At 71.1% G+C, this 20,924-nt stretch carries 19 protein-coding genes; 5 read left to right on the top strand and 14 right to left on the bottom strand.

Annotated features, from left to right (window positions below):
* Window positions 1–133: 133 nt before the first annotated feature.
* The gene (locus ACZ6B8_RS33965; protein ID WP_471086502.1) at window positions 134–796 is read left to right on the top strand and encodes a bifunctional DNA primase/polymerase; all 663 of its coding nucleotides are present in this window, start codon (window positions 134–136) and stop codon (window positions 794–796) included.
* A gap of 186 nt (window positions 797–982) precedes the next feature.
* Here the strand turns inward: ACZ6B8_RS33965 and ftsY are convergent, their stop codons facing one another.
* Both ftsY and ACZ6B8_RS33955 read right to left on the bottom strand, forming a co-directional pair.
* Entirely contained in the window at window positions 983–2,191 is a 1,209-nt protein-coding gene (gene ftsY, locus ACZ6B8_RS33960; protein ID WP_471086499.1) for a signal recognition particle-docking protein FtsY, read from the bottom strand.
* Window positions 2,192–2,377: 186 nt separating this feature from the next.
* The gene (locus tag ACZ6B8_RS33955) at window positions 2,378–2,761 is read right to left on the bottom strand and encodes a winged helix-turn-helix transcriptional regulator (RefSeq protein ID WP_471086496.1); all 384 of its coding nucleotides are present in this window, start codon (window positions 2,759–2,761) and stop codon (window positions 2,378–2,380) included.
* Between the two features lie 277 nt (window positions 2,762–3,038).
* On the opposite strand from ACZ6B8_RS33955, the gene ACZ6B8_RS33950 reads away from it, so the two are divergent.
* Window positions 3,039–4,493, top strand: a complete 1,455-nt coding sequence (locus tag ACZ6B8_RS33950) for a purine-cytosine permease family protein (protein WP_471609664.1) — start codon at window positions 3,039–3,041, stop codon at window positions 4,491–4,493.
* 132 nt (window positions 4,494–4,625) lie between these two features.
* Entirely contained in the window at window positions 4,626–5,609 is a 984-nt protein-coding gene (locus ACZ6B8_RS33945) for an LLM class flavin-dependent oxidoreductase (protein WP_471086491.1), read from the top strand.
* A 57-nt stretch (window positions 5,610–5,666) separates the two neighbouring features.
* On the opposite strand, the gene ACZ6B8_RS33940 is transcribed toward ACZ6B8_RS33945, so the two are convergent.
* The 4 genes from ACZ6B8_RS33940 to ACZ6B8_RS33925 form a co-directional block, all read right to left on the bottom strand.
* Window positions 5,667–7,091: a sugar porter family MFS transporter gene (locus ACZ6B8_RS33940; protein ID WP_471609663.1), complete on the bottom strand. Its 1,425-nt coding sequence runs from the start codon at window positions 7,089–7,091 to the stop codon at window positions 5,667–5,669.
* A 250-nt stretch (window positions 7,092–7,341) separates the two neighbouring features.
* Complete coding sequence (gene smc, locus ACZ6B8_RS33935) at window positions 7,342–10,902, bottom strand: chromosome segregation protein SMC (protein ID WP_471609662.1); 3,561 nt, start codon at window positions 10,900–10,902, stop codon at window positions 7,342–7,344.
* Between the two features lie 236 nt (window positions 10,903–11,138).
* Window positions 11,139–11,342, bottom strand: a complete 204-nt coding sequence (locus tag ACZ6B8_RS33930) for a hypothetical protein (protein ID WP_098245029.1) — start codon at window positions 11,340–11,342, stop codon at window positions 11,139–11,141.
* Between the two features lie 401 nt (window positions 11,343–11,743).
* Window positions 11,744–12,025: an acylphosphatase gene (locus tag ACZ6B8_RS33925; RefSeq protein WP_361173901.1), complete on the bottom strand. Its 282-nt coding sequence runs from the start codon at window positions 12,023–12,025 to the stop codon at window positions 11,744–11,746.
* Window positions 12,026–12,157: 132 nt separating this feature from the next.
* On the opposite strand from ACZ6B8_RS33925, the gene ACZ6B8_RS33920 reads away from it, so the two are divergent.
* Complete coding sequence (locus ACZ6B8_RS33920; protein WP_471609661.1) at window positions 12,158–13,063, top strand: CAP domain-containing protein; 906 nt, start codon at window positions 12,158–12,160, stop codon at window positions 13,061–13,063.
* Between the two features lie 71 nt (window positions 13,064–13,134).
* Window positions 13,135–13,518 carry a winged helix-turn-helix transcriptional regulator gene (locus tag ACZ6B8_RS33915; protein ID WP_471086478.1) on the top strand — a complete coding sequence of 128 codons (384 nt, stop codon included), beginning with the start codon at window positions 13,135–13,137 and terminating at the stop codon, window positions 13,516–13,518.
* Here the strand turns inward: ACZ6B8_RS33915 and mutM are convergent.
* From mutM to recG, 8 genes are all read right to left on the bottom strand, one after another.
* Complete coding sequence (gene mutM / locus ACZ6B8_RS33910; protein ID WP_471609660.1) at window positions 13,491–14,351, bottom strand: bifunctional DNA-formamidopyrimidine glycosylase/DNA-(apurinic or apyrimidinic site) lyase; 861 nt, start codon at window positions 14,349–14,351, stop codon at window positions 13,491–13,493. The two genes, ACZ6B8_RS33915 and mutM, sit on opposite strands and share 28 nt — an antisense overlap.
* Window positions 14,352–14,471: 120 nt before the next feature.
* A complete protein-coding gene (rnc, locus tag ACZ6B8_RS33905) occupies window positions 14,472–15,290 on the bottom strand; it encodes a ribonuclease III (RefSeq protein ID WP_359348848.1) in 819 nt (272 codons plus the stop codon).
* Window positions 15,291–15,297: 7 nt separating this feature from the next.
* The gene (gene rpmF / locus ACZ6B8_RS33900) at window positions 15,298–15,471 is read right to left on the bottom strand and encodes a 50S ribosomal protein L32 (protein WP_026165248.1); all 174 of its coding nucleotides are present in this window, start codon (window positions 15,469–15,471) and stop codon (window positions 15,298–15,300) included.
* Between the two features lie 2 nt (window positions 15,472–15,473).
* Window positions 15,474–16,196, bottom strand: coding sequence for a YceD family protein (locus ACZ6B8_RS33895; protein WP_471609659.1), 723 nt, complete (start codon window positions 16,194–16,196; stop codon window positions 15,474–15,476).
* 109 nt (window positions 16,197–16,305) lie between these two features.
* Entirely contained in the window at window positions 16,306–17,391 is a 1,086-nt protein-coding gene (locus ACZ6B8_RS33890; protein ID WP_471609658.1) for a cell division initiation protein, read from the bottom strand.
* A 111-nt stretch (window positions 17,392–17,502) separates the two neighbouring features.
* Window positions 17,503–17,982: a pantetheine-phosphate adenylyltransferase gene (gene coaD / locus ACZ6B8_RS33885; protein ID WP_362374256.1), complete on the bottom strand. Its 480-nt coding sequence runs from the start codon at window positions 17,980–17,982 to the stop codon at window positions 17,503–17,505.
* Window positions 17,983–18,008: 26 nt separating this feature from the next.
* A complete protein-coding gene (gene rsmD, locus ACZ6B8_RS33880) occupies window positions 18,009–18,602 on the bottom strand; it encodes a 16S rRNA (guanine(966)-N(2))-methyltransferase RsmD (RefSeq protein ID WP_471086466.1) in 594 nt (197 codons plus the stop codon).
* A gap of 52 nt (window positions 18,603–18,654) precedes the next feature.
* Window positions 18,655–20,892 carry an ATP-dependent DNA helicase RecG gene (gene recG, locus ACZ6B8_RS33875; protein WP_471609657.1) on the bottom strand — a complete coding sequence of 746 codons (2,238 nt, stop codon included), beginning with the start codon at window positions 20,890–20,892 and terminating at the stop codon, window positions 18,655–18,657.
* Window positions 20,893–20,924: the final 32 nt, after the last annotated feature.

The raw sequence follows: 20,924 nt of genomic DNA, 5'->3' as shown, positions 1-20,924 counted from the left end.
CGCAGCGGAGCGCACCGGGGCGCATGACGCCGGTCGCACCACCCGTGAATCCACCGAGCGCCGTCTTCAGAAGTGTGGGCCACGATCCGATTCCGTCACGTAACCACGACGCGCTCGACCCGTTGGAGGGGGCATGGGCTTCACGATCGGCGGCATCCGGGGAACCGACCGGCCCCGGACCGGATCACGGCGGCGCGGCCGCGCCTCGGAGTGCATCTCGGTGGCGGAGTACACCGGGCTGTGGGGCTGGGACGTGGTGCCCGGCGCCCGGGCCCTGGACGGCGCCTGCTCGTGCGGTGACGCCGACTGCGCCACGCCCGGCGCCCATCCGCTGGCCTTCGCCCCGGAGGTCCCCGCCGGGGCCACGCTCGACGCGGTGGCCGATGCCTGGGCGGAGTTCCCCGGTGCCGCCGTGCTGCTGCCGGTCGGGCGCGCGTTCGACGTGATCGAGGTGGCGGAAGCGGCGGGGCGGCGCGCCCTGGTCCGCCTGGAGCGGATGGGGCTCCCCCTCGGGCCGGTGGCGGTCACTCCGGACGGCCGGGCGCAGTTCTTCGTCGCGCCGGGCGCCGCGGCCGAACTCCCCCAGCTGCTCTACCGGATGGGCTGGGACGACGCCGCCCTCGACCTGCGCGGCCTGGGCCCCGGCACGCACATCACGGCGCCGCCGTCCGACCGCGGCGGCCTCGGCCCGGTCCGCTGGCTCCGCTCCCCCGCGCTGGACACGGCGACGAACCCGCCCCAGGCCCGGCTCGTGCTGGGCACCCTGGCGTACTGGGCGCACCGCTCGCCGGCCTAGCCCGCGCGCCCGCTTGGCGCGCGCCGTAGAGGCCGTACACCTCGGGACCGCGAAGGGCCCCCTCGCACCTGCACCGTGCGAGGGGGCCCTTTGCCTACTGTGCGCGTCCGTACCGCGTCCGTACCGCTTCCGTACCGCGTCCGTACGCCGTGGGCGGCAGGCGAAGCCCCGCCCCCGAGGGGTGCGTCAGTCCCCGATGAGCGCGTCGACGAACGCCTCCGGCTCGAACGGCGCCAGGTCGTCCGCGCCCTCGCCGAGACCCACCAGCTTGACCGGCACGCCCAGCTCCCGCTGGACGGCGACGACGATGCCGCCCTTGGCGGTGCCGTCCAGCTTCGTCAGGACGATGCCGGTGATGTCGACGACCTCGGCGAAGACCCGCGCCTGCACCAGGCCGTTCTGCCCGGTGGTGGCGTCGAGGACGAGCAGTACCTCGTCCAGCGGGGCGTGCTTCTCGACGACCCGCTTGACCTTGCCGAGCTCGTCCATGAGGCCGGTCTTGGTGTGCAGCCGGCCCGCGGTGTCGATGAGGACGACGTCCGCGCCGTCCGCGATGCCCTCCTTGACCGCGTCGAAGGCGATCGACGCGGGGTCGCCGCCCTCGGGGCCGCGGACCGTGCGGGCGCCGACGCGCTCGCCCCAGGTCTGCAACTGGTCGGCGGCGGCGGCGCGGAAGGTGTCGGCGGCGCCGAGGACGACCGAGCGGCCGTCGGCGACGAGGACGCGCGCGAGCTTGCCGGTGGTGGTGGTCTTGCCGGTGCCGTTGACCCCGACGACCATCACGATGCCCGGCGTCTCCAGGCCGGACTCGGTCTTCACGGTGCGGTCGAGGTCCGCGCCGACGAGCGTCAGGAGCTCCTCGCGGAGCAGGGTGCGCAGCTCGTCCGGCGTGCGGGTGCCGAGCACGCGGACGCGCTCGCGCAGCCGCTCGACGAGCTCCTGGGTGGGCGCGACGCCGACGTCCGCGGTCAGCAGCGTGTCCTCGATCTCCTCCCAGGTGTCCTCGTCGAGGTGCTCGCGGGACAGCAGCGTGAGCAGTCCCTTGCCGAGCGCGTTCTGCGAGCGGGAGAGCCGGGTGCGCAGCCGGACCATGCGGCCGGCGGCGGGCTCGGGGGTCTCGATCTCCGGCGCGGCCGGCTCCTCGACGACGACCGGGGCCGTGGCCGACGGCTCGACGAGCGGGAGTTCCACCTCCTCGATCGTGCGGCGCGGTTCGTCGCGCGGCGTCTCGGCCTCTTCGCCGACCTTCGGTTCGGCGGGAGGGGCGGTGATGGTGGGCGCGGTGGACGGGGACTTCGGAGGCAGCTGCTTCTTCTTGCGGCTGCCGATCACGAGCCCGCCGAGCGCGCCGAGCACGACCACGGCGATGACTACAGCAAGGATGACGATTTCCATAACCCGTCCAGTATCGGCCATGAAAGGCGGGGATTCGCAGAAGTGCGGACCGTGACGAGGCGCGCACGGCGGCGCGGCGCCGGGGCGGCCCGCCGCACCTTCGACCCCCTACCCCTTCGGCCCCGCTCCACACGGCGGTACGAGCGGGCCGGGGGCTCCACGAGGCGCCGCCGGCGGACGGCTCGCTCAGGTGTCGAAGCGGTCGCGCGCGCCCTCGATGTGACCGAGGTGACGGTGGGTCCAGTCACAGATGACGTCGACCGCGGCGAGCAGCCCCCGGCCCGGCCCGGTGAGGGTGTACTCCACCTTCGGCGGCACGGTGGGGTACACCTTCCGGTCGACCAGGCCGTTGCGCTCCAGCATGCGCAGGTTCTGGGTGAGCATCTTGTGGCTGACGCCCTCGACCTCGTCGCGCAGTTCGCTGAAGCGCAGGGTGCGCGCGCCGAGCGCCTCGATGATCAGCAGCGCCCATTTGTTGGCGACGTCCGAGAAGATCTCCCGCGCCAGCGAGTCCGCGCGCCGCAGGTCGGCGTCCTCGGGCAGGCCCTTGAGGTGTTGCTTGGTCACCATGGGATTCCTCGGTCGTCGACAGGGCGTTCTCGCAGGTCGCCCGTCACTCTCCAGCAGTTCCCGGGTAACCACAAGAGAGTGTCCGCCCCACCCCGGCCGACCTCGCAAAAGCAGCCCTTTTCGTGCCTTCCTCCAAAGAACATATGCCCAACGAGGGCACTACTCGGACTAAAGTACGATGGAGGTCTCCGCATCAACGCGCGTAGAGTCCATCGCGATCACCCCCACCGACGGACCGCAGCGTTGCGATCCGAGCGAGAGGCACGGACCCACCCCCATGAGCAGCACCACCGCCGAAACCGAAGGCGCCCTCGAGACGCGCGGCCTCGAGCCCGTACCGGACGCCGAGCGCACGGGCCGTACCCGTGAGCTCTTCCCCACCTGGGTAGCGGCCAACATCAGCGTTCTGCTGCTCACCATGGGTGCGGGCCTGATCGTCTCCAACGGCCTGAACATCTGGCAGGTCCTCGTCGTCGCGCTCGTCTCGCCCCTGCTGAGCTACGGCATGGTCGGCCTGATCTCCATCGCCGGCAAGCGCGGCGGCTCCCCGGGCATGACGCTCTCCCGCGCGGTCTTCGGCCAGCGCGGCAACCTCTTCCCGGGCGCGCTGATCTGGGTCGCCCGCTGGGGCTGGGAGACGATCAACGCGGTGACCGGCGCGTACGCGATCATCACGGTCCTGAACATCTGCTTCGGCGTGGAGTCGAGCACCTGGCTGACCGTGGTCACCCTGATCGGGTTCGTCAGCTGCACCTTCCTGATCAGTGGCCTCGGCCGCAAGATCCTGCACATCTGCAGCACCTGGTCGACGTACGCCTTCGGCGCGTTCAGCGTGCTCGTACTGGTCTACCTGATCGCCGAGACCGACTGGTCCGCCGTCTTCGACAAGCCCGCGGGCTCGACCGCGATGATGGTCGCGGGCGTCGGCACGATCGCCGCCGGCGGCATCAGCTGGGTCCCCACCGGCCCCGACTTCACCCGCTACCTCCCGCGCAACGCCTCGAACAAGCCGCTCATCGGCCACGCCATCGGCGGCGCCGGCATCGTCGTCGTCCCGATGGTCCTGATGGGCGCGGTCATGGCGGTCTCCGACCCGAAGCTCTCCTCGGCGCAGGACCCGGTCTCCTTCCTCGGCGCACTGCTGCCGATGTGGATCGCGGTGCCGTACCTGCTGATGGCGCTCATCGGCATGCTGCTGATCAACTCGATGTCGATGTACTCCGCGGGCTTCACCGCCATGACGCTCGGCATCAAGGTCCCGCGCGCGTGGGCGGTCAGCGTGAACGCGGTCATCAGCCTGATCTTCGGCTACATCCTGATGAACGTGGCGACGAGCTTCATGGGCTCGTTCATCTCCTTCCTCACCCTGCTCGCGGTCGCCTTCTCCGCCTGGATCGGCGTCTTCGGCATCGACATGCTGCGCCGCAAGACGTACGACGGCGAGGCCCTGATGGACACCAAGCGCACCAGCGCCTACTGGTACAAGGCCGGCTTCGCCTGGCAGGCCATGACGGCGTGGGCGATCGCCCTGGTGGCCGGCCTGCTCTTCACCAAGGTCGACTGGTTCAGCGGCCCGCTCGCCACGTCCTGGATCGGCCGCCACGGGCTCGGCTGGCTGACCACGATCGTCATCGCCGCCGCGTTGTACGCGCTCCTGCCGAAGACCCCGCTGGTCGAGCGGGACGCCGCGGCCGGCACCGGCGAGGGCGACACCGAGCTGGTCTCCGCCTGACCCGCACCCCGCCGGGCCCGGACCGGCCCCACCCCGGTCGATCCGACTCCCGTACGAGGCTACCCATCTGACGCAACGTCAACTAACGTCCCCCTTCGCCGCAGCCCGCGCACGGTGAAGGGGGACGTTCTCATGCCCACCACAGTCGTACGGTTCAACCTCGTCGATCCCGCGGCCACACCCGCCTCCCTGAGCGAGCGCTACCGGGCCGCCCTGGAGATGGCCGCCTACGCCGACGACCGCGGCATCTCCACCGTCCAGACCGAGGAGCACCACGGCGCCCCGAACAACTGGATCTCCTCGCCGTTCACCTTCGCGGGCGCCGTCTTCGGCGCGACCCGGCGCATTGCGGTGACGGTGTCGGCGGTGATCGGCCCGCTGCACGACCCGCTCCGGCTCGCCGAGGACATCGCCGTCCTCGACCTGCTGAGCGCGGGACGCCTGGTCACGGTCGCGGGGATCGGCTACCGGCCCGAGGAGTACGAGCAGGCGGGGGTCGACTGGAAGCGCCGCGGACAGCTGCAGGACGAGCTCCTGGAGACCCTGTTGCGGGCCTGGACGGGCGAGCCCTTCGACTTCCGCGGCCGGACGGTGCGGGTCACGCCGCGCCCCTTCACCCAGCCGCACCCGCTGCTCCTGGTCGGCGGCTCGTCGAAGGCGGCGGCCCGCCGCGCGGCCCGGCTCGGCCTGCCGTTCTTCCCGAGCGCGCACCTGCCCGAGCTGGAGGCGTACTACACCGCGCAGCTCGCGGAGCACGGCACCGAGGGCTGGACGATGATGCCCGCCGCCGAGACCCCGCTCCTGCACATCGCCGACGACCCCGACCGCACCTGGGCCGAACACGGTGAACACTTCCTGCACGAGGCGCGTACGTACGCCTCCTGGCAGTCCAAGGACATCCGCTCGGCGGTGAGGTCGGCGGCCACGACGGTGGACGAGCTGCGCGCCGAGGGCGTCTACCGCATCCTGACGCCCGACGCGTGCGTGGCGTACGCACAGAACGGCGCGAGCAGCCTGGTCCTGCATCCGCTCTCCGGCGGGATGCCCGTCGACGAGGGCTGGCGCAGCCTGCACCACTTCTGCGAAAACGTACTGCCCCGGCTCAAGGACAAGTGAGAACTCACGGGTCCGTCAGCCGGGGCAGCTTCCTGAAGAGGAGGGGGCAGCGGGGGTTTAGCCCATCTCCTCCAGGGCCTTGCCCTTCGTCTCCTTGACGAACTTCATGACGAAGGGGATCGAGATGGCGGCGAAGGCGCCGTAGATGATGTACGAGCCGGTCAGCGACCACTCGGACATGCTCGGGAAGGTCTTGGTGATCGCGAAGTTGGCGAGCCACTGCGCGGAGGCGGCCACACCGAGCGCGGCGGCGCGGATCCGGTTGGGGAAGATCTCGCCGAGCAGCACCCAGACGACCACGCCCCAGGACAGGGCGAAGAAGAGCACGAAGGCGTTGGCGGCGATGATCGCGGTCAGGCCCTGAGCGTTCGGCAGCGAGACGTTGTCACCGGAGCCGGTCTTGTACGAGAAGGCCCAGGCCATGGTGAACAGGGCGGCCGCCATGCCCGCGGAGCCGATGATCGCCAGCGGCTTGCGGCCGATGCGGTCGACGAAGATCATCGCGATGACCGTGCCGATGATGTTCACGATCGACGTCTCGAACGAGTACAGGAACGAGCTGGACGGGTCCTTGCCGATCGACTGCCACAGCTGGTTCGAGTAGTAGAAGATCACGTTGATGCCGACGAGCTGCTGGAAGACCGAGAGCCCGATGCCGATCCAGACGATCGGCAGGAAGCCGACCTTGCCGAGCAGGTCCCTGAACGACGGCTTGTGCTCGCGGTGCAGGCCCCGCTCGATCTCGTCGACGCGGGCGTCCAGGTCGATGGTGGTGCCCTCGACCTCGCCCAGCACCTTCTTGGCCTCGGAGTGCCGTCCGGCCGAGATCAGGAAGCGCGGCGACTCGGGGATGATGAAGGACAGCAGCCCGTAGATGAGGGCCGGGATGACCATGACGCCGAGCATCCACTGCCAGGCCTCCAGGCCGCCCAGCTTGCCGCGCTGGTCGCCGTCGGCCATGTTCAGGATGCCCCAGTTGACCAGCTGGGAGACGGCGATGCCGATGACGATGGCGGCCTGCTGGAACGAGGCGAGCCGGCCGCGGTAGGCGGGCGGCGCGACCTCGGCGATGTAGGCCGGACCGATCACCGAGGCCATGCCGATGCCGATGCCGCCGATGAGGCGCCACACGGTGAGGTCCCAGGCCGCGAAGGGCAGCGAGGAGCCGATGGCACTGGCCGCGAAGAGGACGGCGGCGATCTGCATGCAGCGGATGCGGCCGATGCGGTCGGCGATGCGTCCGGCCACCGCGGCACCGACGGCGCAGCCGAGCAGCGCGGTCGCGATGATCCAGCCGAGCATGTTGGCGTTGACGTCGAAGCGGTGCTGGATCGCGACGGTCGCGCCGTTGATCACCGAACTGTCGTAACCGAAGAGGAAGCCACCCATCGCGGCTGCCGCCGTAATGAAGATGACATGTCCCAGATGGTCCGGGTGGGCCTCTCTGGCTCCGGACTGAGGCGCCTGCGATGTGCTGGTCACGTGTACTCCTCGGGCCACCGGCAGCGTTGCCGGGGGTGGGGGCGAGCTCTTCAAGTGGCGCACAACTTCACGCCGCCCACCACCTGAAGGTAAAAGCAACGTTGCAGAGACTATGCCTTCAAGTTTCGAAGTCAATAGGGGGACTGCTGTGAATTTGAGGGCACTCTGAGGCTTCGCTCGTTCAAGTATTGAAGTGATCAAGAAAGCCCGACCGGCGGCGCGAACGCTTCCGACGGCGGCACGCGCGCGCCTACCGCAGGCGCTGGCTGATCACCTTCGAGACGCCGTCGCCCTGCATCGAGACCCCGTACAGCGCGTCGGCGACCTCCATCGTGCGCTTCTGGTGCGTGATCACGATGAGCTGCGAGGCCTCCTGCAGCTCCTGCATGATGCGGATCAGCCGCTGCAGGTTGGTGTCGTCGAGCGCCGCCTCGACCTCGTCCATCACGTAGAACGGGCTGGGCCGCGCCTTGAAGATCGACACGAGCAGCGCCACGGCCGTCAGCGACCGCTCGCCGCCGGAGAGCAGGGAGAGCCGCTTGACCTTCTTGCCGGGCGGCCTGGCCTCGACGTCCACGCCGGTGGTCAGCATGTTGGCGGGGTCGGTCAGGATCAGCCGCCCCTCGCCGCCGGGGAAGAGCCGGGAGAAGACGCCCTCGAACTCGCGGGCCGTGTCGTGGTACGCCTCGGTGAAGACCTGCTCGACCCGTTCGTCGACCTCCTTCACCACCTGGAGGAGGTCGGTCCGGGTCTTCTTCAGGTCTTCGAGCTGCTCGCTCAGGAACTTGTGGCGTTCCTCCAGCGCCGCGAACTCCTCAAGAGCCAGCGGGTTCACCTTTCCGAGCTGCTGATACGCCCGTTCGGCTGACCTGAGCCGCTTCTCCTGCTCGGCGCGGACGAACGGCACCGGCCTGTTGCGCGGGTCGTCGGGGTCGTCGGGCCGCTCGTCGCCCTCGGCGGCGGGCGGGGGCGGCACGAGCTGATCCGGGCCGTAGTCGGCCACGAGCCCCGCCGGTTCCACACCGAGCTCCTCCAGTGCCTTGGCCTCCAGCTGCTCGATCCGCAGCCGCTTCTCGGCACCTAGTACCTCGCCGCGGTGAACTGAATCAGTCAATTTGTCGAGCTCGCCCTTGAGGTCCCTGCCCCGGCCGCGCTCAGCGACCAGATCCCGCTCCCGTACCTCCTTGGCCCGCTCGGCCGCGGTCCGCTCCGTATCGGCCCGTACGAGGGAGACCTCGACGTGCGCGAGCAGCTGCCGCCCGCCGGACGCGACGGCCTCGGCGACCGCGGCCTCGTGGCGCAGCCGCGCCCTGCGCTGCTCGGCACGCGCGCGTGCCTCGCGTTCGGCGCGCGCGGCGCGGTCCAGGGAGTCCGCGCGGCCGGCCAGCGCCTTCACCCGCTCCTCGTGGGTGCGTGCCTGGAGCCGGGCCTCCATCTCGGTCTGCCGCGCGTTGGCCCCGTCGGCGGCGAGCCGGTCGCGTACGGAGGTGTCGGGCTCCTCCTCTTCTCCGGCGGGGGACGCCTCCTCGGCGACGGCGAGCCGCTCGGCGAGCTCCTCGGCCTCCTCGACGGCCCGGTCCAGCGCGTCCTGCGCCCGGCCCGCGGCCGCGGTGCTGCGCTCGGCCTCCCCGGCGGCACCCCGCGCCTGCCCGGCGAGCCGCCCCAACTGCTGGGCGACGGACGACTTCTCCCGGTCGGCGGCCCTGCGCCGCTCCCCCAACTCCTCGACGAGCGCGGCACATTCCTTGCGCCGCTCCCCCGCACCCTGCTGCGCCGCTGCCAACTCATCGCACTGCGCCGCGAGTTGCTCCAGCTCCGCGGCGGCCTCGTCGACGGACGCCTGCACTTCGAGCAGACTCGGCGCGCCCGCGGAGCCGCCTTGGGCGAAGTGCGCCCCGAGCAGGTCCCCTTCGGCGGTGACGGCCGTCAACTCCGGGTGCGCGTAGACCAGATCCTCGGCGTCCTCCAGCGAGCCGACGGCGACGATCCCGCGCAGCAGCCGCCGCACGGCGGGCATCAGCTCCTCGGGGCCGCGCACGAGATCGGCGACGTGCGGCGGCCCGTCGGAACGCGGCGGCCGTACGTCGTCGGGGGCGCCGCCCAGCAACAGTGCCGCCCGGCCCGCGTCCTGTTTGCGCAGCAGCCGGATGGCCTCGGCGGCGGTGCTCGGACCGCTCACCGCGACGGCGTCGGCGCAGGCGCCGAGCGCGGCCGCGACCGGCACCTCGTAACCGGGCGCCACGGTGAGCAGCCCCGCGGCGGGCCCGAGCACCCCGGTGAGCTGCTCCTTGGCGGCGATCAACGCGCCGGTGCCGTCCTTGCGCCGCAGTCCGAGCGCGAGGGCGTCGTGCCGGGCGGCGACCGCGGCCCGCTTGCGTTCGGCGGCGGTCGCCGCCTCGCGCGCCGCGGTGAGCGCGGCCTCGGCCTCGGCGAGGTCCCGCTTCGCCGCGTCGTGCCGCTCGCCGAGCTCCGCGTCGTCCGCGTCGAGCCCGTCGACCTCGGCCTTCAGCTGCTCGTACTCCTCCTGGGCGGCGACGGCGCGCTCGGCGGCCTCGTCCCGCGCCAGGGCGAGCCGGTCGATCTCGGCGCGGGCGGACGCCGCCCGCGAACGGGCCGCGTTGACCTGCCCGTGCAGCCGGGCGAGCCCTTCGCGCCGGTCGGCGATGGCCCGCGCCACGTCCTTGAGCCGGCGCTCCTCGACCGCCAGCTGCCGTTCGAGTTCGGCGCGGTGGGCGACGGTGTCGTCCAGGGCGTGCTCGGCGGCCTCCAGCGCGGCTTCGAGCTCGGCCTCCTGCTCGCGGATCCGGGCGGCCTCGCGCTCCATGTCCTCCGGGTCGCGCCCGCGCCGCTCCTCGGGAGGCGCGGCGGTGGCGCTCTTGACCCGGGCGTCGGCCAGCGAGACGGTGCCGCGCACCCGCTCGGCGAGCTGGGAGAGTTCGTACCAGGTCTGCTGGGCGCGCTGGAGCCGCGGGGTGAGGCGGCGCACCTCCTCCTCCAACTGCGCCTCGCGGTGCAGGGCGGCCTTCAGCTCGGCCTCGGCGCCCTCCTTGCGCTCCTTGAGCGCGGCCTCGTCGGCGACCTCCGCGTTCAGCGCGTCCCGCAGCGTCACGAGGTCGTCGGCGAGCAGTCGCAGCCGGACGTCGCGCAGGTCGGCCTGGATGACGGCGGCCCGGCGGGCGACGGCGGCCTGCCGGCCCAGCGGCTTGAGCTGGCGGCGCAGTTCGTCGGTGAGGTCCTGCACGCGCGCGAGGTTGGCCTGCATCGCGTCGAGCTTGCGGAGCGCCTTCTCCTTGCGCTTGCGGTGCTTGAGGACGCCCGCGGCCTCCTCGATGAACGCGCGCCGCCCCATCGGGTCGGCGTGCAGCACGCCGTCGAGCTGGCCCTGCCCGACGATGACGTGCATCTCGCGGCCGATGCCGGAGTCGGAGAGCAGTTCCTGGATGTCCAGGAGGCGGCAGGTGTCGCCGTTGATCTGGTACTCGCTGCCGCCGTTGCGGAACATGATCCGCGTGATGGTGACCTCGGCGTACTCGATGGGCAGGGCGCCGTCGGAGTTGTCGATGGTGAGGGACACCTCGGCGCGGCCGAGCGGGGGCCGCCCGGTGGTGCCGGCGAAGATGACGTCCTCCATCTTGCCGCCGCGCAGCGACTTGGCGCCCTGCTCGCCCATGACCCAGCTGAGCGCGTCCACGACGTTGGACTTGCCGGAACCGTTGGGACCGACGACGCAGGTGATGCCCGGTTCGAACTTCAGCGTCGTGGCCGACGCGAAGGATTTGAAACCGCGCAGGGTCAGGGCCTTGAGGTGCACGCCGTCGGACTCTACCTTTCACTGGCCGTTTCACCCATGAAGGTGCAGGGCACATCAGACGGTAAAGGAAGCGGCGTGACGTTCGGGGGAGCAAAGAAAGAAGGGACGCCGTAGCGTCCCTTGCAGATCTTGGAACAAGCGGCTGTCACGGACAGCCTGGTCCGAATTGCTCAGCAGGGCCGCATCAGCAGGGTCGTACAAGCTCCGAGGCCCTGTGATGTCGTGATCGATAGGGGTCAGGTGAGCGCAGGCTCCGCCTGGGGTACGTCGATGCTCTCCAGGAGCGATTCGTGAGAAGCGGCAGCCGCGAGCGCGTCATTCTCCGCCTGGATCCGAACGAGCTCGGATTCCAGGTCCTGGACGCGCTGCTGGAGCCGTCGCATCTCGGCGAGGAGTCGCGGGTCGCTGCCGCCGACGTAACCGAGAAGCGCCTTTGCCATGATGGATGGTCCTCCACAATGAGTGACCGACCGAAGCGGTGGTGGGTCGTGAGGGAATCGCACCCGCGGTGCTTGGCACTCATTGTTCTGCTGGTCGTGCTGGCCGTTCTCACATGCCAAACAGCTAAGGTGCGCGGGGCTTCCAGAGTCTCACCAAAAAGTTTGACGGTCAACACGATCACGCCCCGTATTGGCGGGCGACCCGGGGGCGCGCGGCCCCGGAACGGGCGGCGCTGCTTCTCCTGCGGGGCCCTGGGGGCGTGGAGATCATCCTTACCTGCGGAGCCTGCCACGACAAGGCGTTCTTGGCAACCACCAGGCTTTTTCTGCCCCAGGCAGTTGCCCGCGACACTGCTCCCGCCCCGTGGCGGCTCCGTCCCCGCGCGTCCGTCCGGGTCACCTCACCGGATGGCGAAGGTCTCGTATATGCCACGTGGTGTGTCCCAGATCTCGGTGACTCCGTCGACCCGCCCGGGTGTGTCGCCCTCGCGGAGCCAGTCGAGCAGCTTCTGGCAGCCGGCCCGGGGGCCTTCGGCGACGACCTGGACGCGGCCGTCCTCCAGATTGAGAGCAAAACCACTCAGGCCGCCGATCTCGAGCGCCTTGGCCCGCGTGAACCAGCGGAATCCCACGGCCTGCACGCGTCCGCGCACCCAGGCGGTGAGTCGTACGTCTTCGTTCATGGGTGCACGCTAACCGGCCAATTGCACAGTGAGCACTTCGTCCCCATGCGCCATCGCGTACAGTCCCGACTCGATGAGCCTCACTCATATGGGTGAGTCGCACGTTGATCGTAAAGGACGAAAGGCCAGGAGATGGGTCGCCACCGACGCTCCGGCGCTGGGCAGGCCGCCGCAGGACCGGCCGCCACCACCCCGGAGAACCACCCGGGGACGGTGTCGCACCGCCGCAAGGGCCGCGCCTCCACCCCGGTCCGCGCGGGCCTGCTCGGGGTCTCCGCCGCCGTCGCGATGGGTGCCGTCGCGGTCGCCGCGGGCGTGCTCCCGGGCGGTGACACCTTCCAGCTGGGCGGCGGTGGCGACTCCGGCAAGGTGCGCTCCGCGGCCGCGCCGACCGAGGTGGACGGCCAGGGCGGGCGTAGCAGTGACGCCGGGCGCGCCGAGCCCTCGCCGAGCCGTGACACCGAGCGCTCCCCCGCGCCGAAGCCGACGCCGACACCGTCCAAGGCCGATCCGAAGCCGTCGAAGACGCCCTCCGAGAAGCCGTCGTCCCCGGCCCCGAAGCCGAAGGCCCCCGAGAAGTCGGCGCCGGCCCCCGCCCGTACGCCGGAGGAGAAGCCGCAGGCTCCCTCGGCGAGCGCGCCCTCCTCGGCGGGCTCCGACGAGGCCAAGGCCGAGGCCGAAGTGATCACCCTGGTCAACCAGGAGCGGGCCAAGGCCGGCTGCCGGCCGGTGGAGGCGGACGACCGGCTCGCGGATCTGGCCGGGGACTTCAGCGCGGACATGGCCGCGCGGGACTTCTTCGACCACACCGACCCGGACGGCGCGACGCCGTGGGACCGCGCCGAGAAGGCCGGCATCTCCAACCTGGGCGGGGAGAACATCGCCCGCGGGCAGGCCGACGCCCGGGCCGTCATGGACTCCTGGATGAACAGCGCCGGCCACCGCGCCAACATCCTCAACTGCGACTACAAGACCATCGGCGTCGGCGCGCACTTCGCGCCGGGCGGCCCGTGGTGGACGCAGGACTTCGGCTTCTGATCCACGGCCTCGTGTCCCGGCCGGGGCTGCGCTAACTATTCGAAAGCGCTGCGCGCCCGTAAGGTGGCGGTATGGCAGACCCCTCCGACCTGGCGTACGACGTGTTCTCCCGGCAGTGCCCCTCGCGCGGCACGCTGGAGCACGTCACCGGACGCTGGGGAGCACTCACCCTCGGCGCGCTGCACGACAGCACGTTCCGCTTCAACGAACTGCGCCGCCGCGTCGACGGCGTCAGCGAGAAGATGCTCTCCCAGACCCTGCACGCGCTGGAGCGCGACGGGCTGGTGCACCGCGACGCACGCCCGACCAACCCGCCGCACGTGGAGTACCGCCTCACCCCGCTGGGCCGCGAGATCGCCGAGCGGCTCCTGGCCCTGATCCACTGCGTGGAGGGCCGGCAGGACGAGGTGCTCGCGGCCCGTGAGCGTTACGACGAGGCGCGCGGCGGCCGCTGACAGCGCGGGCAGAAGTAGCTGGACCGGTTCATCCAGGGGCGGCGGCGCATCGCGGTGCCGCAGCGGCGGCACGGCTCGTCCTCCCGGCCGTAGGCGTCCAGCGACCGGTCGAAGTAGCCGGACTCGCCGTTCACGTTGACGTAGAGGCTGTCGAAGCTGGTGCCGCCGACGGCGAGCGCCGCGTTCATCACGTCCCGTACGTGGCCGAGGAGTTCGGCCGTGCGCGGCCGGGTGAAGGTGCCGGTGGGCCGCTCGTAGTGCAGCCGCGACCGCCAAAGGGCCTCGTCCGCGTAGATGTTGCCGACGCCGCTGATCAACGACTGGTCGAGCAGGGCCCGTTTGATCGTCGTACGCCGGGCGCGCAGCGCACGGTGGAAGGCGTCGTCGTCGAACGCCTCGTCCAGCGGGTCGCGGGCGATGTGCGCGATGACGTCCGGGAGCCCGTCGGCGGTGTTGTCGTGCAGCGAGAGCCCGCCGAAGGTGCGCTGATCGACGAAGCGGAGCTCGGTGCCCTGTGCGTCCGCGAACCGCATCCGGATCCGCAAGTGCTTCTCGTCCGGGGCCTCTTGGGGCTGGACCAAGAGCTGGCCGCTCATGCCCAGATGGGCCAGGACCGACTGCGCGGAGTCGGCGAGCGGCAGCCACAGATACTTGCCGCGCCGCTGCGCGAGCCCCATCCGGTGCCCGGTCAGCCGGGCTGCGAAGTCCTCGCCGCCGGCCACGTGCCGCCGTACCGCACGGGCATGCAGCACCTGCACCTCACCGATGAGCCGACCGCTGACCCAGCGCTCCAGACCGCGCCGGACAACTTCGACTTCGGGCAGCTCGGGCATGGTCCGCTCCGGGGGACGCAGGGGAAGGGCAGGCCGGCCCCGGGGGGCCGGGCGTTCGGGAAAGCACAGTGCCGGCCACCCCCGTGAAGAGGGCGGCCGGCACCGAAGGATGGGCGGCCGTCAGACCGAGGGGGTGTCGGCGATCCCCTCGGACTGTGCGGCAGCGGCGGCCTCGGCCGCCTTGATCCGCTCGTCCGCGGCGGCACGGATGGCGCGCCACGCGGACTCAGCGGCCTGCTGCTCCGCTTCCTTCTTGCTGCGGCCGGTGCCGGTGCCGTACGAGACGCCTCCGACGCGGGCGGCAGCAGTAAAGGTCTTCTCGTGGTCGGGGCCGCTCTCCGTGACGAGGTACTCGGGCACGCCGAGGCTCTCGGTCGCGGTGAGCTCCTGCAGACTGGTCTTCCAGTCCAGGCCCGCGCCCAGGTTCGAGGACTTTTCGATCAGCGGGTCGAAGAGCCGGTGCACCAGCTCACCCGCCGCGTCCAGACCCTGGTCCAGATAGACCGCGCCGATCACCGCTTCAAGGGTGTCGGCGAGGATGGATGCCTTGTCCCGGCCACCCGTGCCCTCTTCGCCCCGGCCGAGCCGGATGAAGGAGCCGAGTTCGAGGCCGCGACTGACCTCCGCCAGCGCACGCGAATTGACCACCGCGGCCCGCAACTTGGCCAGCTGGCCTTCGGGCAGGTCGGGGTGGGTGCGGTAGAGCGTGTCCGTGACGACGAGACCGAGCACCGAGTCCCCGAGGAACTCGAGCCGCTCGTTCGTCGGCAGACCGCCGTTCTCGTACGCGTACGAACGGTGGGTCAGCGCGCGCACCAGAAGGGCGGACTCGAGCTTGTACCCGAGCCGCCCTTCCAGAAGCGTGTGGGACGAGGCCGTTGTCTCCGCCAATTTCTTGGCGTCTTCCGCCTTCTTGGGGCTAGACACGGTGCCTCTCACCAGCCGCTCAGACCTCGAGGACCTGGCGCTTGTTGTAGGTGCCGCAGCTCGGGCACGCGATGTGCTGCTGCTTGGGCTCCTGGCAACGCTCACACGAAACCAGGGTGGGGACCGCAGCCTTCCACTGCGACCGGCGGTGGCGCGTGTTGCTGCGCGACATCTTCCGCTTCGGAACAGCCACGGCTACTTCTCCTGCTTCTCGTCGACGCCCGCTTCCGCTTCGGCGCCGCTCATCTCGTCCTTCTCGCCGTCCTGGATGGTGCCAGCGAGTCCCTGCAAAGCCGCCCAACGGATGTCGACGGCGTCATGGTGGTGGTCCGGGTCGTCCGCGAGCCGCACCCCGCACTGGGAGCACAGGCCCGGACAGTCGTCCTGGCACACCGGCTGCATCGGCAGTGCGAGCACCACCGCATCACGCAGCACGGGCTCGAGGTCGAACATGCCGTCCTCGAGGTAGAGCCTGTCCTCGTCCTCTGGGGATTCCCCGGCGTCGTCGGCCGGTTCCGCGGTGCGGCCCCGGTCGTCGGCGTCAGGGTACGAGAACATCTCCTGGAAGTCCGCGTCGAGCTCCAGCTCGAGCGGCTCCAGACACCTTACGCACTCCCCCTCGGCCGATGCACGGGCGGTGCCTGTGACAAGCACCCCTTCCATGACCGACTCGAGGCGGATCTCCAGCTGGACCGGGGCGCCCTGCGGCACTCCGATGACCCCTTCGATACCGAGGGCGCTCGGCGGGCCGGGCGCCTCGATCTCACGGGTCAGCCGCTGCATGGCACCAGGACGCCGCCCCAGCTCGTGTGTGTCGAACACGAGGGGGTTTCGGTGGTCGAGGCGCGTGCTCAGGGCTTCTCCTGCTGTCGAATCCGGGAAGTTCAAAGGGGGGCCGCCACACCGATGCCGCAACATGCCGCTCGGGTGGGCAGCCGGGATCGCGGACGTATGCGCGACCGAAGAGCCAGGATACTTGACCTTCCGCTCTCGGCCCAATCCGGCCGGGAGGCACCCCTGACGTGCGCTATCGCCCTTGCTCGTACGCCCGCAGCTGCTCGGCGCTGATCATGGTGGTGTCGAAGAGGCTGGTCTCGTCGAGCACGGCCGGCTGCGGCTGCGGCTGCCCGTGGTGCTGCCCGCTCTGGTGCGGGTCCTGGTGCGGATCCTGGTGCTGGGCGTGCTGCGGCTGCTGGTCGTAGCCCTGCTGCGGATAGCCGTACTGGTCGTGCTGCTGCTGGTAGCCGTACGGGTCCTGCTGGCCGTACGGCTGCTGGTACGCGTACTGGTCCTGGTACCCGTAGGGGTCGGGCTGCTGCTGCGGGGGCGCGTAGGGCTGCTGGGCCGGGACCGGCGGGGCCTGCGCGGGCTGCTGCGGTACGGGCTCCGCGGCGGGCGCGGGTCCCGCGAGGTCCGCGAGGTACTCGGCGTCGGTGGTGTGGCCCTGGGCGGTGGCGGCGTCGCCCAGGGTGCCGAGCTCGTCGGCGGGGGCCCGGCCGTGCAGGGTCTGGCGGCCGCGGCCGACGGCCTCCAGGGTCTTGGCGAGGACCGCCTCGAAGGCGCCGAGCTTGGCGTCCACGTACGCGTCGGCGTTGCGGCGCAGCGTCTCGGGGTCGTGGCTGCGCTCGGGGGCGTCCTCGTCCTCGTAGCCGTTCTCGTCCAGGCCGGGGCCGGCGCCGAGCAGCTTCTCGCGGCCGCGGCCCACCGAGCCGAGGGTCTTGGTGAGGACGACCTCGAAGTTGGCGAGCTTGCCGTCCACGTAGTCGTCGGCCTCGCCGCGGACCTCCTCGGCGGCCTGGCGGGCCTCGGCGAGGATGCGGTCGGCCTCGCCCTGGGAGCGGCGGGCGACCTCCGTGTCGGAGATCAGGGAGCCGCGTTCGGCGTGCGCGGTCTCGATGATCCGCTCCGCCTCCTGGCGGGCCTGCTCGACCAGCTGTTCGCGGCCGCCGATGAGCTCCTGGGCCTGCGCCAGGGACCCCGGCAGGGCCTGGCGCACCTCTTCGAGCATCGAGAGCAGATCGGCGCGGTTGACCACGCACGAGGCCGACATGGGCATGGACCGGGCGCTGCCGACCGCCTGCACGATCTCGTCGATCTTCTTCTGCACGTCCACCGTGTGCTCGCCACTCTCTACAGCTGGTTGGGAGACGGACGGGACGACTGTAAGGCCAGCGGGTGCCCGCCCGACACCGGGTGACGGGCCGTCAGTGGATCGGCGTGCGCGTCACTTCTTGCCCAGGCGTTCGACCAGGGCCTCGTGCACGACCGGCGGCAGCAGGTGGGCGACGTCGCCGCCCCATGCCGCGACCTCCTTCACCAGCGAGGAGGAGAGGAAGCTGTAAGTGGGGTTGGTCGGCACGAAGAGGGTCTCGACGCCCGAGAGGCCGTTGTTCATCTGGGCCATCTGGAGCTCGTAGTCGAAGTCGCTGACCGCGCGCAGACCCTTGACGATGGCCGGGATGTCACGCTGCTTGCAGAAGTCGACGAGCAGGCCGTGGAAGGCCTCCACCTCGACGTTGCCGAAGTCGGCGGTGACCTCGCGGATCAGCTCGATCCGCTCGTCGATCTCGAAGAGGCCCTTCTTCGACTGGTTGATCATCACCGCGACGTGCACCACGTCGTACAGCTTGGAGGCGCGGGCGATGATGTCGAGGTGTCCATTGGTGATGGGGTCGAAAGACCCCGGACATACGGCGCGGCGCAACGTGAGTCCCTCGCTCTCCGGTCCGGTCATGGCGCGACGCTTGGGTCGTCGCACGTAGAGGCGGCGCGACCGTACCAAAACGTCCCCTCGCCGTAGCGACGGGACCTGAGGGGTTCGAAACCCTCCGGCCAGCCGAATTCCCCGCCTCTTGTACTGCGTTCAACGGTGACGAGCGCGTCGTCCGTGAGCCAGCCCCCCGAGCGGAGTGTGAGCAGGATCTCCCGAAGATCGTCGTCGCCGACGGCGTACGGCGGATCGAGGAAGACCAGGTCGTACGGGGTGGCGGGGGCCCCTCCCTGGATGATCTGGGCGGCTTTGCCCGCCCGGACCTCGGCGCCGGGCAGACCGACCGCCTGCACGTTCTCCCTGATGGTGCGCGCCGCCCTGGCGTCCGCCTCGACGAGCAGGGTGTGCGCGGCGCCGCGGGAGAGCGCCTCCAGGCCGACGGCTCCGGAGCCCGCGTAGAGGTCCAGGACGCGGGTCCCGTCGAGCGTGCCCTGGAGGGCCTGCCAGGTGGAGAAGAGGCCCTCGCGCGCGCGGTCGGACGTGGGGCGGGTGCCGTTGCCCGGCGGGACGGTCAGGCGGCGTCCGCCGGCGGCGCCGGCGATCACGCGGGTCATCTGGTTCCTTTGGCTGGACGGTGGTCATTCCACGATATGGCGTACGGCGGCGTCAGCCCTTGTCGAGGTACTGCTCGCGCTCCGCGTCGAGCAGGGCGTCCAGGGCGGTGCGCAGGGCCGGCAGGCGCTCCAGCTCGGGGTCGTCGGCGACCACGGCGACCGCTTCTTCGCGGGCGGCGGCGATGATCTCCTCGTCCTCGATGACGGCGAGCATGCGCAGGCTGGAGCGGACGCCGGACTGGGCCTGCCCGAGTACGTCGCCCTCGCGGCGCTGCTCCAGGTCGATGCGGGAGAGCTCGAAGCCGTCGAGGGTGGCGGCGACGGCGCCGAGGCGGGCGCGGGCCGGGCTCGCCTCGGGCATGTCGGTGACCAGGAGGCAGAGGCCGGGGGCGGAACCGCGGCCGACGCGGCCGCGGAGCTGGTGCAGCTGGGAGACGCCGAAGCGGTCGGCGTCCATGATCACCATGGCGGTGGCGTTCGGTACGTTCACCCCCACCTCGATGACCGTCGTCGCGACCAGGACCTGGGTCTCCCCGGCGGCGAAGCGGCGCATCACCGCGTCCTTGTCGTCGGGCTGCATGCGCCCGTGCAGGACCTCCACCTCCAGGCCCCGCAGGGGGCCGTGCGCGAGCTGCTCGGCGACGTCCAGCACGGCGAGCGGGGGCCGCTTCTCCGCGGTGGCCTCCTCCTCGGCCTTGTCCTCGGCCGACTTCTTCTTGCCCGCGCTCTTGCCCGCGCCGGACTTCTTGGGCTCGTCCTCCCCGTCGCCGATGCGCGGGCAGACCACGTACGCCTGGTGGCCCTTCTCCACCTCCTCGCGCACGCGCTCCCACGCGCGGGCGAGGAAGTGCGGCTTGTCCTGGGCGGGGACGACGTGGCTGGCGATGGGTGAGCGGCCCGCCGGGAGCTGGTCGAGGACCGAGGTCTCCAGGTCGCCGAAGACGGTCATCGCGACCGTGCGCGGGATGGGGGTGGCCGTCATGACCAGGAGGTGCGGCGGCTGTTTGCCCTTGCCGCGCAGGGCGTCGCGCTGCTCGACGCCGAAGCGGTGCTGTTCGTCGACGACGACCAGGCCGAGGTCGTGGAACTGCACCTTGTCCTCGATCAGGGCGTGGGTGCCGATGACGATGCCGGCCTCGCCGGTGACCAGGTCGAGCAGGGCCTGGCGGCGGGCGGCGACGCCCATGGAGCCGGTGAGCAGCGTGACCTTGGTGGCCTGCTCGGCGCCGCCCAGCATGCCGCCCTGGGCGAGCTCGCCCATCATCTCCACGATGGAGCGGTGGTGTTGCTGGGCGAGGACCTCGGTGGGCGCGAGCATGGCGGCCTGCCCGCCCGCGTCGACCACGGCGAGCATGGCGCGCAGGGCCACCATCGTCTTGCCCGATCCGACCTCGCCCTGGAGGAGGCGGTGCATCGGGTGTTCGGTCGCGAGGTCGTCGAAGATCTCCTGGGAGACCTTCTGCTGGCCCTCGGTGAGGGTGAACGGCAGCTTGGCGTCGAAGGCCTTGAGGAGGCCGTCCTCCTTGGGCCTGCGGGCCACGGCGGGCAGTTGCGCGTCCGCGTACCGCCGCCGGGCGAGGGCGACCTGGAGGACGAAGGCCTCGTCCCACTTCAGCCGGTCGCGGGAGGCGGCGATGTCGGCCTTCGAGTGCGGCCGGTGGATCTTGAGCAGGGCCTCGGTGAGCGGGATGAGGCCGCGGCCGTCGCGCAGGGCGGGCGGCAGCGGGTCCGCGGCCTCCTGGGCGCTGGGCAGCACCATGTCGACGGACTTGGCGATCTTCCAGGACTCCAGCTTGGCGGTGGCCGGGTAGATCGGCAGCAGGGCGCCGGCCCAGGAGCCGACGGCCTCGCCCACCTCGTCGCCCTCGGCGCGCAGCAGTTCGTACGCCGGGTGGGCCAGCTGCATCTTGCGGTTGAAGACCGACACCTTGCCGGCGAACATCGCCCGGGTGCCGGGCAGCAGGTCCTTGTGCGGCTTGTGGATGCCGCGGCCGAAGAAGACGAGCTGGAGCTGGCCGCTGCCGTCGGTGATGCTGACTTCCAGGCGCTGGCCCCGGCCGCCGTTGAACTTCAGGATGCGTGCGCTCGCGACCTGGGCGACCACCGTGACGTGCTCGTCCAGCGGGAGGTCGGCGAGGCGGGTGAGCTCGCCGCGCTCCGCGTACCGCCGGGGGTAGTGGTGCAGGAGGTCGCCGACCGTGTGCAGGCCGAGGTGCTCGGCCATCACCTTCGCGGTGGCGGGACCGACCACTTTCTTCAGGGGTTCTTCGAGCGCGGGCACGAGATCCATTGCACACCACGCCACTGACAATCCGTGTGACG

Source organism: Streptomyces sp. NPDC041122, assembly GCF_055592445.1.
Note: the sequence above shows the minus strand (reverse complement) of the source record. Positions and strands in the feature narration are given on the sequence as shown.

Excerpts from the sequence above, each read along its gene's own strand:
- rsmD (WP_471086466.1), bottom strand. The coding sequence starts at position 18,602 with ATGACCCGCGTGATCGCCGGCGCCGCCGGCGGACGCCGCCTGACCGTC.
- ACZ6B8_RS33895 (WP_471609659.1), bottom strand. The coding sequence starts at position 16,196 with ATGTTGCGGCATCGGTGTGGCGGCCCCCCTTTGAACTTCCCGGATTCG.
- ACZ6B8_RS33920 (WP_471609661.1), top strand. The coding sequence starts at position 12,158 with ATGGGTCGCCACCGACGCTCCGGCGCTGGGCAGGCCGCCGCAGGACCG.
- ACZ6B8_RS33950 (WP_471609664.1), top strand. The coding sequence starts at position 3,039 with ATGAGCAGCACCACCGCCGAAACCGAAGGCGCCCTCGAGACGCGCGGC.
- ACZ6B8_RS33965 (WP_471086502.1), top strand. The coding sequence starts at position 134 with ATGGGCTTCACGATCGGCGGCATCCGGGGAACCGACCGGCCCCGGACC.
- ACZ6B8_RS33915 (WP_471086478.1), top strand. The coding sequence starts at position 13,135 with ATGGCAGACCCCTCCGACCTGGCGTACGACGTGTTCTCCCGGCAGTGC.
- mutM (WP_471609660.1), bottom strand. The coding sequence starts at position 14,351 with ATGCCCGAGCTGCCCGAAGTCGAAGTTGTCCGGCGCGGTCTGGAGCGC.
- ACZ6B8_RS33945 (WP_471086491.1), top strand. The coding sequence starts at position 4,626 with ATGCCCACCACAGTCGTACGGTTCAACCTCGTCGATCCCGCGGCCACA.
- ACZ6B8_RS33955 (WP_471086496.1), bottom strand. The coding sequence starts at position 2,761 with ATGGTGACCAAGCAACACCTCAAGGGCCTGCCCGAGGACGCCGACCTG.
- ftsY (WP_471086499.1), bottom strand. The coding sequence starts at position 2,191 with ATGGAAATCGTCATCCTTGCTGTAGTCATCGCCGTGGTCGTGCTCGGC.
- ACZ6B8_RS33925 (WP_361173901.1), bottom strand. The coding sequence starts at position 12,025 with ATGAACGAAGACGTACGACTCACCGCCTGGGTGCGCGGACGCGTGCAG.
- recG (WP_471609657.1), bottom strand. The coding sequence starts at position 20,892 with ATGGATCTCGTGCCCGCGCTCGAAGAACCCCTGAAGAAAGTGGTCGGT.
- ACZ6B8_RS33930 (WP_098245029.1), bottom strand. The coding sequence starts at position 11,342 with ATGGCAAAGGCGCTTCTCGGTTACGTCGGCGGCAGCGACCCGCGACTC.